Source organism: Candidatus Hikarchaeum yamanae (assembly GCF_009889665.1).
In the GTDB taxonomy this organism is placed as follows: domain Archaea; phylum Halobacteriota; class Halobacteria; order Halobacteriales; family Hikarchaeaceae; genus Hikarchaeum; species Hikarchaeum yamanae.
Map to the genome: position 1 here is coordinate 1 of NZ_WTZR01000003.1, position 13449 is coordinate 13449.

Below are 13449 nucleotides of genomic sequence, written 5' to 3' on the forward strand. Positions count from 1 at the left end.
CTTTCTCTTCTTCAGGTGCATTTCCTTCTTCAAGCTCAATCACTTCTTTCTCTTCTTCAGGTGCATTTCCTTCTTCAGAATCGATTATTTCTTTATTTTCTATACTTTCTATTATTTCTGTCGCCGGTTCCATTTTTAGTTTCACCTTCTATACACTTACATTACTCCTAAACTCTGCATAAAATTAGCTAACTAAATAGCCTCTCCTCTGATAATGGTCAGTTTGCTTTTCTATTCGTAATGAAGTACTCTAACGAGTTGGGCTACTTGTCCTATGGGTTTAATAGTTTCGAGAGAAAAATTCCCTTGACGTACCCTTTATATGCTAAACTATTATTATCTTTTATTGTGCAATATATTGAAAATTTAGTAGCTTATGGTAATCCAAATGTCACCGCAAATCATTCTTCCACCCTCGAAATCACCACTGATTCTTATTTAACCCCTTCTGGAGATTGCATAGTTGGTATCTCTTCTAACCGATCCCCTTCTATTTTTTCCAACGATTTCATTGCCGCCTGTCAAACCAACACTGCAAAAATAACTGCCAAATTATCCGTTGGCAGTCACGAACAATATATTTTCGGCTGTGGTCACCCCGATCTAACATTTAAAAGTACCAATTCTGCCGTCATCCGAACAAGCTCCTATGTCGATGATCGAACTATCATGATCAATTCAGATACTGCAGCAAAGAATTTGAATAGAAATATCATCTCCCTCTTACAAAATGGAAATAAAATCAGTGTTCGCTTAACTGTTCTATAGAACCAATTCCTTATAGTTCTCGAACCCAATCTATTTTTTCATGATAACTCCATCTGATCTCACTGTAGCAATAGTTGATGGTTATGTGGACGAACCTGCCCATTTTGGAGTCCCTCCCTATATCTCCACTTATCCTCGATACACAGCCGGAGCATTGGTCGACGCTGGGGTGTCTCCTCGCAATATAATCTACCACACAATCGATGCACTTCGACAAGAACACAACCGTTGGGACTGCATAGAGAATTCAGATCTATTAATTTACATCGGGGGCATGACCGTTCCAGGAAAATATGTGGGTGGGACACCTGCCGAACCAGATGAAGTCAAAAAAATATCCTGGACGGCAAAAGGAGTATCTCTTCTTGGAGGTCCCATCAAATTCGGTGTCGGAATTAAAAACGAGGGGGCTAGTGATATGCATAGAGATGATCTAGACTACACGTTCGTGGCAAAAGGAGATGTAGAAGCCGCTGCTTATGATTTAATCCATCAAAATCTTGAAGGATTTTCTGATAGAATGCGCGATAATGACGAGATTCAAAAATGGGCATCAAAAGGTTCTTTTATAGTTAAACAACATCCCAATCATCCCCATTATCTCATTTGCGAAATTGAAACTTCCCGTGGTTGTGCTTATCGATGTTCATTTTGCACCGAACCACTCTATGGTTCCAAACCATCTTTTAGGTCTGTTGACTCTATATTGCAAGAAATATCCGAACTCTATAACTCTGGAATTCGCCATTTTCGCATCGGGCGTCAAGCGGACATACTAGCCTATGGTGGAGATGGAAAGTGCCCCAATCCCTCTGAGCTATACGATCTTTATTCTGGTATTCATAGGGTGGCCCCGTCACTTGAGACTCTTCATCTAGACAATATGAACCCAATTACTATTGTAAATTGGCCTTCGGAATCTGCAGAATGTTTGCGCATTATTTCTAAATTTAATACACCTGGAGACACTGCCGCATTTGGTCTCGAATCTGCTGACCCAGTAGTGTATGATGAAAACAACCTCAATGTAACTGCAGAAGAGTGTTTTGTAGCGATAGAATCTGTTAACAAAGAATCTGGCTGGAGGCCAACCAAAGACTCACTACCAAAATTACTCCCCGGAATTAACCTTGTACACGGGCTCAAAGGGGAAACTAAAGAAACCTTTGAGCTCAATAAAAAATTCCTTAAAAGAGTTTTAGATTCTGGATTTTTAGTCCGCAGGGTCAACATACGCCAAGTTATGGCATTCCCTGGAACTCCCATGTCCAGTACTGGCGCATCCATCGCAATGGACCACAAGAAACACTTCCGAAAATACAAGGAAGAAGTCCGTCACACTTTCGATAATTTAATGATTCAAAAAGTCGCTCCGATTGGTACTATATTACCCCACGTACATCTAGAGTTCCAGAATGGTAGGTTCACCTTCGGAAGACAACTTGGCACTTACCCAATTCTTGTAGGGTTTCCTGGAAAACTTCCTCTTGGAACTGTTCTCGACGCCATTGTGGTCAATCATGGCCAAAGATCTGTCACGGCACTCCCGCTAAAATTGAACCTCAATACCGCGACATTCTCTGAACTATTAGCAATCCCTGGTGTAGGTAAAAAAAGAGCACAAACTTTGATTTCAAATCGCCCCTATATGTCAATCGAAGCCGCATCCAATTCGATTGAAGTAGATATATCTCGGTTTGCTACTACCCTTCTATAGAGAATGAGTCCCTCCTATTTTATTCTAGCACGTCTTCAACAACACTTGCCATAGAAAAATTTGGTTTGACGTCGATTATTTCTATCTTTACTTGTTCACCCACGCTTGACCCTGGAACAATTATGACATACCCCCTCTCAGCACGTGCTATGCCATCTCCTTGTTTCCCCAAACTTTCTATTTCTACATACCGTATCTCTCCCACTTCAACCGGCGGTTGTGGGTAATTAGGTGCAGTAGTAGATTCTGTTTGAACCCCTAGTTCAAAGTCTTCTCCTTGCTTTACTAGCGCAATTCGATACACCTCTCCTTTCTCCAAACTTTGATTCTCAATCTCTTCGTTTGGAATCCTAATAATATGGTCTCCGTCTATCTTTTCAATCCCTGCATTAAACAAACATAAAACTTGATCTAAATTTATCATACCGATATCCTCAAATGACCTGAGTTGCACCCCAACTTAATAGCCCTGTCGGTATTTCTATATACTTTTCCCATCTATATTCTTTGCACCTTCTGAATCATGAACAATCAATTTCTCCTTTCCCGTCTTTAAACTTTTATATCCCTTTACCAATTGTATTGATTCTTCTATTTCACGTATGGTTCTTTCTTTTAGAACCTCTGCCATTTTCATCGCTTCTTTGTACTCTATCTCTCTACCAATCCCTTCACATTCATGTACTAATATATCTCCTACTTTTTCTACAATCTCACCCTTAGGATTGTTACTTCCCCCCAAATCAACACTGAATGGATATGTCTCACAAATCAAAGGTTTGAACCCATATATGCTACACATCCCCTTCCCCTCCGTTTCTCTATAAAATGAACAATCTCCACACCCTCCTATCTGCAAAGCCCATTCGAACGTTTCTCCAACTAATTCCCCTTTCTCATTTTCCCGAACCCCAAAAGGCATCGGACGAGCAATGTCTCTCCATTCCATTTTACCAACATTTTGTATTTTCTTTATCTCACTTGGAAATATTGTCGCCGTGTGCTCTTCGTCTCCCCCTTTGCAACAAGCCCCACAATCAGTACACTCAAAACCAATTCCCACAATAGTCTCTGCTAATTCTTTCACATCTAACATTTGTGCAGCTACTAACTCTTCTTCCAATTTCACACCTAATATTCACAACCCATTTGTTAAAATCCATCGAAGAAAGACTACCCTACCATCTATGTTTTATCCAATTATGTCCTATGTTCTAATTGCAAATGAAAGGTAAAAGCTGGTATCAAGAAATCCCAAATGCCACTCGGTATGATACCAAGCGTTTCTCAAAAGGAGGGAGTCTAATCGATTCTCATGAGAAACAAATAGTAACTAATTTTATAGACACCATCGATGGAAAAAAGATTTTAGATATAGCCTGTGGGACTGCAAGATTCAGTCTAATGTTAGCAGATCTTGGAGCCGATGTCGTTGCGCTCGATATCTCTGAGCCCATGATAGAAATTGGAAAAAATAAATTGGGTCAATCATCCCATGCTGGAGATCTAACCTTTTTGCATGCAGATGCAGGGAATTTGCCATTTGAAGATTCCTCTTTTGATATAATTCTGGCCATGAGATTTTTCCACTTAACTCCAATTCCCATGTATTTCTTTTTAGAATTTCTCCGCGTCGCCCGTGAAAAAATTATTTTCGATACTTTCAACAAATATAGTGCACGATCTTTCTATAACTGGTTATTGCCCATGGGATCCACGCTCCACGATAGGTCCTATATATCTCGATTGTTATCGTCTGTAGACATGACAATTGAAGATTCTCACCAGGATTTTATTTTTCCGTACGGAATCTATAGGAATCTCCCGCTTTCCATAGCAAAACCTATACGATCTATCGATTCTTCAGCCGTTTCAACTTCGATAGGCCAACGGGTTTCAACCGTATCTTATTGGTCTGTATCTCTTTGAAGTCTACCGATTCAAGTCCGTTAAATTAATATAGACTCGCTAACCTCCAATTAGTAATCACTATGGCACACAATCAGCCTTTCATCATACTAGGCGACAGTACTCAACGCACACAAGGACGGGATGCACAATCTATGAATATCGCTGCTGGAAAAGCAGTCGCAGAATCAGTTAGAACTACATTGGGCCCTCGGGGAATGGATAAAATGCTGGTAACCTCTTCTGGAGATGTAATCATAACAAATGATGGCGCTACTATTTTGAAACAAATGGATATTGAACATCCTGCTGCTCAAATGATCGTAGAAGTATCTGAATCTCAAGAAGAAGAGGTCGGGGATGGCACTACGACCGCAGCTGTCATAGCCGGCCAATTACTAGCCAAAGCCGAGAAACTCCTAGAAGACGACGTTCACCCAACAACTATTGTGGAGGGCTATTCTGAGGCAAATCAAATTGCACAAGAAGCTATCACCTCTCATATTCTAAGTGAATCTCTGGACGACAAAACTCTGCAAAAAGTCGCCACCACTAGTATGACTGGCAAAGGAACTGGAGATGTTTCCCCATCTGAACTATCTAAAATCATTGTCGATGCTGTCAAACATGTCGCCAAATCTGGAAACGTAAATCGAGATGACATCCATCTTCAGACGCGTGTAGGTGCTTCTTCTAGTGCAACAGAACTAGTAAAAGGATTCATATTGGAATCTGAAAGGGCACACGAAAACATGCCCAAATCCGTTTCTAAAGGAAAAGTTCTAATTCTAGATATGGACCTAGAAATACGCGACCCCGAAGTTGATGCAGAATTCACAATAACCAGTGTTGATCAACTAACCGCTGCTTTTGAGGCCGAGGAAGCCGAGCTTCGTGACTATGCAGATACAATTTCCAAAGCTGGAGTGAATGTTGTATTTTGCACTGAAGACATAGATAATCGAGTTGCAGGATTTTTATCTGACAAAGACATTCTCGCATTCGAGGATGTTAGCAGCGACGATGCAAAAGCCCTCTCTCGCGCTACCGGTGCAATGAGGGTTGCGACTCTACATAATCTCTCTAATGAAGATTTGGGTACTGTGGATTCCCTCGAGATTCAAAAATTCAACGACGATGAATTGACCTTTGTAGAAGCAGGATCAAAAGCAGAAGCAGTCACTGTTTTCTTACGTGGTGGAACTGAACATATTGTAGATGAACTAGAACGTGCTGTCAGTGATGGATTGGACGTGGTTACCGCTGCTGTGGAATCTGGCGAGGTCGTTCCTGGGGCTGGTGTAGTCGAGATTGGAATCGCAAGTCGTGTCCGAAGTGTAGCAGCTTCTATTGAAGGAAGGAAGCAATTGGCCGTCGAAGCATTCGCAGATGCCGTAGAGGTAATCCCTAGAACTTTAGCAGAAAATGCGGGACTAGATCAGATTGATACACTTGTCGACCTCCGGGCTGCAAATGATTCTGGCCGCGCAGGAATAATTGCCAAAGGGGAATCTGGAGAACTAGCCGATCCGGTAAAACACGGAATTTTGGATCCTGCTGCAGTAAAAAGAGAAGCAATTGATAGTGCCACTGAAGCAGCAACTATGATCATTCGAATAGACGATATTATCGCAGCGAGTTAAGTTTCATCTCTCTGAGTCACTTTCGTTAATTTTTTGAATTCTTCGAATTCCCCCTATTTCTTCTATTATATCTCTCACTGGAACTGGAACCAGAGACCGCCAATCCTCTTCATTTTCCATCCTCCTTCTCACTTCTGCCCCTTCCAACACTTCTCGATCAAACATTGGAACTTGTCGGATCTCTTTCCCTGCTTCTCTAAACAATTGAATCACAAGTGGATTATTAGAATAAGCCACATCAAAACTTGGGCTTATGCTCTCAACATGACTCACCCAAATGGAGTTTCGTTTTAAATCCTCTATTTGTACCACATACGAGGGAACATCAAATTCTTCAATTGCCCTTGTAACCATTAACATCCGCTCTCCTGCAGTGAATGGATTTTTCCCTGTGTGGGAATCTCCGGCACTTCCTATCCCTAATACTATCTCGTCCACTTCTCCTGAAATTTTTTCTACCACTTTATGGTGGCCATTATGATAAGGTTGAAATCGCCCAATATATATCCCCCTAACCATACCTTATCGATCGTTTTCATCTGTAATAACCATGCCGCGTATGGTTCGAAATTTATTTGCTACATTTATCATCTGTCTACAAAAAGTATATCAGCCCTCTTAACCCCTATATTAATACCACGTTTATGACTAAAAAGAGCCAGAAGCTTTCAGACCAGAAAACGACAAAACCATCAAATTCTGATGCCTCCTCCATTAAGAAAAATCCCCCTAAGGATTTGAAAATAAATGAGGAAATAGCTGAAGAAGATATACTTGGTGGATTGATCTTTTCCACAACTGACGAAGTACCCATACCTGAAAAATTAATTGACCAGGTGATTGGTCAAGACAGGGCAACAGAAGCTATCACCAAAGCCGCACTTCAACACAGACACGTCATGATGATCGGATCTCCCGGAACTGGAAAATCCATGCTAGCCAAAGCCATGGCAGAGCTACTGCCCAAGGAAGAGTTACAAGACGTTTTAGTTTATGAGAACTCCGATGATAAGAACGTTCCTAAAATCCGAACAGTACCTACTGGAAAAGGGCAACAAATCATTGATGCACATAAGGAAGAAGCCAAAAAACAAAATCAAATGAGATCATTTTTAATGTGGATGATCATCATCGCTGTAGTTGGATATGCACTCTTAATAGCACAAGATCCTTTACTTGGAATCCTGGCAGCTGCAGTTATTTATATAGCATTTAGGTATGGCTCCCGAAACGCAGACGCTCTGATTCCCAACTTATTAATCAACAATGCTGAACAAAATACTGCACCCTTTCACGACGCAACTGGATCTCATGCAGGAGCTCTTTTGGGAGATGTTCGGCATGACCCATTCCAATCAGGTGGCATGGAGACTCCCGCACATGAACGAGTAGAGGCTGGTGCCATACACAAAGCACATAAAGGCGTTCTCTTCATTGATGAGATCAACACCCTTGAACTTCGTTCTCAACAAATGCTAATGACTGCAGTACAAGAAAGAAAATTTTCTATAACTGGTCAATCTGAACGGTCTTCTGGTGCAATGGTCCAAACCGAACCGGTCCCCACCGACTTCATCATGATCGCTGCAGGAAACCTAGATGCAATGCAAAATATGCACCCAGCATTGAGAAATAGAATCAAAGGGTATGGGTATGAATTGTATATGGACAACACAATTAAAGACACCCCGGAAATCCGTAGAAAATATGTCCAATTTGTAGCACAAGAAATAACAAATGACGGTAGGATTCCTCATTTCACTAAAGAAGCAGTTGAAGAGATCCTCGTCGAAGCCCGAAGAAGGGCCTCCCGAAAAGGGCATTTGACTTTGGGCTTCCGATCATTGGGCGGTCTCATTCGAGCAGCCGGGGACTTAGCAAGATCTGCCGAGGAAAAGTATGCAACTCAAGAACATGTTTTGCAAGCAAAATCACGGTCACGTTCTATAGAGCAACAATTGGCAGATGAGTATGCCCAAAGACGGAAAGACTATGCCCTTTCTAGTAATGATGGCACTTCCGTCGCCCGCGTTAATGGTCTAGCTGTTATGGGTGAAGATTCCGGAATAGTTCTCCCTGTTATGGCCGAAGTCACACCCTCCCAAGGACGTGGAAAAATAATTGCAACCGGGCAACTACAAAAAATAGCTGAGGAATCAATAAAAAATGTTTCTGCCATTATTAAAAAATTCTCTGCAAAAGGTCTAACTGACCGTGATATCCATGTTCAATTTGTCCAATCTTATGAAGGAATAGAGGGGGATTCTGCGAGTGTAACGGTGGCAACAGCTGTCTTATCCGCTCTCGAAAACGTCCCTGTTAAACAAGATGTGGCTATGACTGGATCCCTTTCTGTTCGTGGAGATGTTCTCCCCGTTGGGGGTGTAACTCATAAAATTGAAGCTGCGGCAAAAGCTGGTATTTCCAGCGTTATTATTCCTAAAGCAAATGAACAAGACGTGATGCTTTCAAGTGAATATACCGGCGCAGTCGAAATGGTTTCAGCAACTAACATCTGCGACGTTCTCGATTTCGCTTTAGTTAACTCTGCCAAAAAGACTAAGCTTATTCGTAAGCTCAAAAAATCTTTTACCTAATCTCTAATTTCATTTCTCAATTATACTCTCATCAATTGCTTCACCAAAATGGCGAGCAGCATGTTCGTAGCAAACCAATACCTCATCCCCAACCTCTAAAGCTGTAACGGCTTTAGGACCTTTTTGGGTTGCTACTTTGACAGTTTCTGCATTCTGCAACAATGTCTCGATCCTATCTTCTCCTTTTTTTGTTCCAATTATAGCCTCAATCCGAAGCATAGGACGTTTTTCTATCTTACACCTTCCCACAACCGCTTCTCTAGTTTCTCCCTCGGTATTTACAATTTGAATCTCATCTCCACTTTGCAGTTCTGCCAGGTATCTGGTTTTTCCTCCTAAAGATCTAACGTATGCATGAACTGCCCCTGCATTCACCCGAAACGGCCGGGAAGCAACATATGGCGATTCTGCAGTTTCTGCATGTACAAAAAATAATCCCCTTGCCATTGAACCAATAAGCATACCCTCTTCTGAATGCATGAGAGAACCCGTATCTACACATACTCTATCTGCCATACCTGTACTTTTTACAGATACTACTGTTGCCCATTCCAATTCTAAAGCTTCTCTATCCGCTGAATCTCTTAAATCCACCGTTGATCTAATCTCACTCAGATCGTCGGAATCTATTAACACCCCATTGGCTCCTATCTCCAAAGTCTCGAAAGCGGTTCTAGCTTCTTCAGAACTATTTACTCCCGCAACCAATTCTGTTTGGTCCCCAATTCTTGCAATTAAATTTTCTAGAGGGATGATTTTCCAATCCTCTCCACTAACTATCGTATACTCTCCCACCTTAGCTATTTCCTCTGCCAATGATTCATGCCCCTTCGATAATATTCGAATATATCCTCCATCTGCACCTCCCCTTCTGACGGCTTTTACATCTGTAGAATCCGAGAGTTTTTTAGGTAATTCTACAGTCCCATCACCTTCACCTTTTTTTCCTATGATTACTGCATCAGCTGCATCCTGACCACTACCCGTCCCTTCTGCCTCCATTACCTGAACGTCATTGGTAGTAAACGCAGCAATTTTTATATTCCCTAACTCTCTAACGGCATTTACATCAACATCATTCACCAACACCCAATCTACTCCAGCTTCTAAACCTGCTGTTATGCGCCTCTTTTTGGACTCCCAATCCCCTGCATCTGCTTTAAGCCAAACACTCCGTTTCATTTTTCTAACAAACCTGATTTTTCCATCGCTTTCTCAACAGATACTCCATTGTGAACTATCTCTACCACTGCACGGGATATTGACTCTGGATCTTTATGTTGGAATATACACCGACCCATTGAAACTCCCGATGCACCTGCCTCCATCGCACCTTTCACCATTTCAATAGTCTCTTTATCCGTCCCTTTCTTCCCCCCTGCAATCACCACGGGTTTGGAGGTTGCAGCGACCACTGATTCAAAACTTTTTGGATCACCTGTGTATGCGGTTTTTATGATGTCCGCCCCAAGCTCTTCCCCGAGGCGAACAGCATGCGAAATTTTTTCTGGATCCTTCGCATTTTCTTCGTGTCCTCTAACATAGCACATCACTAGTATCGGCATACCAAATTCATTGGCATCTTTCGTTACCTTTGCAAGAGACTCTATCTGGTTCCCTTCATACTCACTTGTAACATTTATATGGTATGAAACCGCATCCGCACCAATTTTAACAGCCTCTTCAACAGTCCCAGTCAAACGCTTATCTCCTGGAGCCGGTCCAATATCTGTTGACCCATTTAAGTGCATAATATATCCTGCCCCATTTTTACTCTGATGAACCCTCTGTGCAATCCCCTTCTGGGAAAGAATGGCATCAACACCACCCCTTGTAACTGCGTCAACAGTTGATTCTACATCTCTCAATCCATCCACCGCCCCTTGAGTCAAGCCGTGGTCTATTGGTACAATGACGTATTTGTTACCTTTTCCAATTCTGCATAATCTTGCAGCCGTTCCTGTATTCATTAGTGTGTTATCGTGTCGCACTCACCGGTTATGTGCGTTACGGTTTATTATTCTCTGTTCCTCCTCTAATACCGCGTACCAATTCCCGAGCTTTCTCCTCTAGTAATCTAATCGTGTCTTCTCTATCAACTCCTTCTATTCGACCTTTATCAATCATATCTACAAATACACTCCCTGCTATCACTCCATCCGCCCCCGATCCGATTATCTCAGCTGCCTGATCCGCGTTACTCACACCAAACCCTACTGCTTTTGGAATGTTATATTTTCTTAATCTATCCAAACTTTCATACGTAGTCTGACTCACATCTCTATGGATGCCAGTTGTTCCTAGTCTAGCTTGAACATACACAAAACCTGAAATTTTTTCCATTATCTTTTTTATTCGTTGCTCACGTGTAGTAGGTGCAATAATGAATATTAAATCAACCCCCCTTTTATTGCAAACTTTCAGCAATAGCTCTGCTTCTTCAACCGGCAGATCTGGAATTATCATCCCACTTATACCACATTTAACGGAATCAGAAACAAACGATTCTATGGGGATCTCTCCATATTGATGAACTATATTGTAATATGTCATTACCACTATTGGAACCTCACAATCCATCCTAGAAACTAACTCAAAAAATTTCCCCGGAGTCATACCTGCTTCTAGAGCTCTATTTATTGCCTCTTGAATTATTGGCCCATCTGCTATTGGTTCTGAAAATGGCAATCCTAATTCTATTATTTTCGCCCCCCCTCGAACAAGCGCGGCTACATATTCTACTGTAGCCTCTTGATCTGGATCCCCTGCCGCTATGTATGGGATCAGTATTGGCCCATCTGAAAATGCATTCTTAATTAAACTCATATCCCTTTTTTAATCCGATCCATTGTCTGATTTTTTAATCCCAATCTGTGCGATTCTTCGATCACAGTTTCTACATCTTTGTCCCCTCTCCCCGACAGGTTTACAATTACTACTTCTCCTATATCTCCTTCAACATGATTCTCTAGGTATCCAATTGCATGAGACGTCTCGAGTGCCGGAATTATTCCTTCCATTTCTGATAGTAAGAAAAAGGCCTCTATTGCATTCTCATCACGGACAATTCTTGGTATTACTCGGCCCTCATCAACCAAATAGGCTAATTCTGGTCCCACCCCTGCATAATCCAATCCTGCAGAAATGCTATGGGATTCTACTATTTGTCCATCTACATCTTGAAGTATTTTTGTTCTCGCACCGTGCAACACACCTTCTTTCCCTATGGTCAAAGACGCCGAATGATGTGCTATCTTACCTTCTGATTCAGCTTCTATACCCTTTCCACCCGCTTCAACCGCAATTAAATTAACCTGTTCATCCTGCAGAAAATTGTAAAATGCACCCATTGCGTTTGAACCCCCTCCTGCACAAGCAACAACACTATCTGGAAGTCTCCCAATTTCCGCTTGAATTTGTTCCCGCGCCTCCTGTGATATTATCGCTTGAAAATCTCTTACCATTTTAGGGAATGGGTGTGGCCCTACCACTGACCCAATTACATAGTGTGTTGTATCTACACTCTTTGACCAATCCCTTAGTGTCTCATTTATTGCTTCTTTTAATGTTCCACTTCCTCTTTCAACCGAATTTACCTTCGCACCATTAATCTCCATACGAAATACATTTGGCCGCTGTCTATTGATGTCCTTTTTCCCCATATATATTTCACAATCCAATCCTAGATATGACGCAGCCATAGCAGTTGCAGTTCCATGCTGGCCAGCCCCAGTTTCCGCAATAATCCTATCCTTTCCCATGTATTTCGCTAGCAAGCACTGCCCAAGAGCGTTGTTCAATTTATGCGCACCTCCGTGCAAAAGATCTTCCCGTTTAAGATATATTTCCCTCCCATATTTTTCCGACAACCTTTCTGCCTTATACAATGGAGTTGGACGTCCTCCGAAATCTTTCAACCGATCAAAAAAATCATCCATAAATCCATCTTTATTATTTCTCACATAATTCTCATACGCCGAAGTCAATTCTGATATAGCTGGCATCAGCACCTCTGGCACGTATTGTCCTCCATATTTCCCAAATTTAGTACTATTCATATTTCGATCTGAGCAAACCGCTTTGTGTTCTCCCCTATGTCTCCTTGCATGATGGCCGTTCCGATAAGCAACCCATCTGCCCCCTCCTCATACATCGTTATAGCATCTGCCACACTTTTGATTCCACTCTCTGCAATTAAAATAACATCAGAAGGGACTTTGGGTGCAAGTAGTTTGAAGGTATTTAGATCTACCTCTAGGTTTTTTATATTCCTATTGTTTATCCCAATAATCTCCGCTCCAGCCCCCACTGCCATCTCTATTTCTTCCTCCGAATGTACTTCCACCAATACCTGGAATCCTCTTTGTTTCGCAGCCAAAACTAGTTTATCTACCTCCTCTACAAAACTAGCTATTATCAACACAATATCCGATTCGACGGCATCTAGTTGCATTTCATTCAATATGAAATCTTTTCTCAAAATAGGGACTTCAACCGCTTTTCTCACACGCTCAAGAGATTCAATCGATCCATGAAAATAATCTGGTTCAGTCAAAACAGACAGGGCAGTCGCCCCATTTTTCACCATAGAAATAGCCATCTCCACCGGATCATCATGACGTATCCCTTCCGTAGTTGGGCTTGTGGGTTTTATTTCCGCTATAATTGGAATGTTCCCCTTTTTTATAGATTTTTCCAATGCCTCTGGAAATGACCGTGCAGAAACCTCAACTCTCTCGCCAGGAGGCTCCCTTCGCCGAGCCGATTCTAGTATCGCCTGAATCTCAGGTGCCAGCCTCTCTTTTTTGTTCATTAT

13 protein-coding genes are annotated in these 13449 nt (G+C 41.9%); 5 read left to right on the forward strand and 8 right to left on the reverse strand.

Annotated features, from left to right (window positions below):
- Window positions 1-348: 348 nt before the first annotated feature.
- Window positions 349-768 carry a DUF371 domain-containing protein gene (locus ACM9H2_RS02020; RefSeq protein WP_415487665.1) on the forward strand — a complete coding sequence of 140 codons (420 nt, stop codon included), beginning with the start codon at window positions 349-351 and terminating at the stop codon, window positions 766-768.
- Window positions 769-808: 40 nt separating this feature from the next.
- Window positions 809-2485, forward strand: a complete 1677-nt coding sequence (locus tag ACM9H2_RS02025; RefSeq protein ID WP_415487667.1) for a radical SAM protein — start codon at window positions 809-811, stop codon at window positions 2483-2485.
- Between the two features lie 19 nt (window positions 2486-2504).
- Here the strand turns inward: ACM9H2_RS02025 and ACM9H2_RS02030 are convergent, their stop codons facing one another.
- Together ACM9H2_RS02030 and ACM9H2_RS02035 are read right to left on the reverse strand one after the other, a co-directional pair.
- Window positions 2505-2909, reverse strand: a complete 405-nt coding sequence (locus ACM9H2_RS02030; protein WP_415487669.1) for a TRAM domain-containing protein — start codon at window positions 2907-2909, stop codon at window positions 2505-2507.
- A 57-nt stretch (window positions 2910-2966) separates the two neighbouring features.
- Window positions 2967-3614, reverse strand: a complete 648-nt coding sequence (locus ACM9H2_RS02035; RefSeq protein WP_415487671.1) for a YkgJ family cysteine cluster protein — start codon at window positions 3612-3614, stop codon at window positions 2967-2969.
- 95 nt (window positions 3615-3709) lie between these two features.
- Between ACM9H2_RS02035 and ACM9H2_RS02040 the strand changes: the two genes are divergently transcribed.
- Together ACM9H2_RS02040 and thsA are read left to right on the forward strand one after the other, a co-directional pair.
- Window positions 3710-4414, forward strand: a complete 705-nt coding sequence (locus ACM9H2_RS02040) for a class I SAM-dependent methyltransferase (RefSeq protein ID WP_415487673.1) — start codon at window positions 3710-3712, stop codon at window positions 4412-4414.
- 62 nt (window positions 4415-4476) lie between these two features.
- Window positions 4477-6036: a thermosome subunit alpha gene (thsA, locus tag ACM9H2_RS02045; protein WP_415487675.1), complete on the forward strand. Its 1560-nt coding sequence runs from the start codon at window positions 4477-4479 to the stop codon at window positions 6034-6036.
- 3 nt (window positions 6037-6039) lie between these two features.
- Here the strand turns inward: thsA and ACM9H2_RS02050 are convergent, their stop codons facing one another.
- Window positions 6040-6555, reverse strand: coding sequence for a nicotinamide-nucleotide adenylyltransferase (locus ACM9H2_RS02050; RefSeq protein WP_415487677.1), 516 nt, complete (start codon window positions 6553-6555; stop codon window positions 6040-6042).
- A gap of 125 nt (window positions 6556-6680) precedes the next feature.
- On the opposite strand from ACM9H2_RS02050, the gene lonB reads away from it, so the two are divergent.
- On the forward strand, window positions 6681-8633 hold the full coding sequence (lonB, locus tag ACM9H2_RS02055) for an ATP-dependent protease LonB (protein WP_415487679.1): 1953 nt from the start codon (window positions 6681-6683) through the stop codon (window positions 8631-8633).
- A gap of 9 nt (window positions 8634-8642) precedes the next feature.
- On the opposite strand, the gene ACM9H2_RS02060 is transcribed toward lonB, so the two are convergent.
- From ACM9H2_RS02060 to ACM9H2_RS02080, 5 genes are read right to left on the reverse strand one after another with little or no spacing between them, the layout of a single operon-like run.
- Window positions 8643-9815: a 3-dehydroquinate synthase II gene (locus ACM9H2_RS02060; RefSeq protein WP_415487681.1), complete on the reverse strand. Its 1173-nt coding sequence runs from the start codon at window positions 9813-9815 to the stop codon at window positions 8643-8645.
- Window positions 9812-10603 carry a 2-amino-3,7-dideoxy-D-threo-hept-6-ulosonate synthase gene (locus ACM9H2_RS02065; RefSeq protein WP_415487683.1) on the reverse strand — a complete coding sequence of 264 codons (792 nt, stop codon included), beginning with the start codon at window positions 10601-10603 and terminating at the stop codon, window positions 9812-9814. Before ACM9H2_RS02065 ends, ACM9H2_RS02060 begins: the two co-directional genes overlap by 4 nt.
- Before the next feature lie 37 nt (window positions 10604-10640).
- Entirely contained in the window at window positions 10641-11459 is an 819-nt protein-coding gene (gene trpA / locus ACM9H2_RS02070; RefSeq protein WP_415487685.1) for a tryptophan synthase subunit alpha, read from the reverse strand.
- Window positions 11456-12691 carry a tryptophan synthase subunit beta gene (gene trpB / locus ACM9H2_RS02075; protein WP_415487687.1) on the reverse strand — a complete coding sequence of 412 codons (1236 nt, stop codon included), beginning with the start codon at window positions 12689-12691 and terminating at the stop codon, window positions 11456-11458. Before trpB ends, trpA begins: the two co-directional genes overlap by 4 nt.
- Window positions 12688-13446, reverse strand: coding sequence for an indole-3-glycerol-phosphate synthase (locus tag ACM9H2_RS02080; protein ID WP_415487689.1), 759 nt, complete (start codon window positions 13444-13446; stop codon window positions 12688-12690). Before ACM9H2_RS02080 ends, trpB begins: the two co-directional genes overlap by 4 nt.
- Between the last annotated feature and the right edge of the window lie 3 nt (window positions 13447-13449).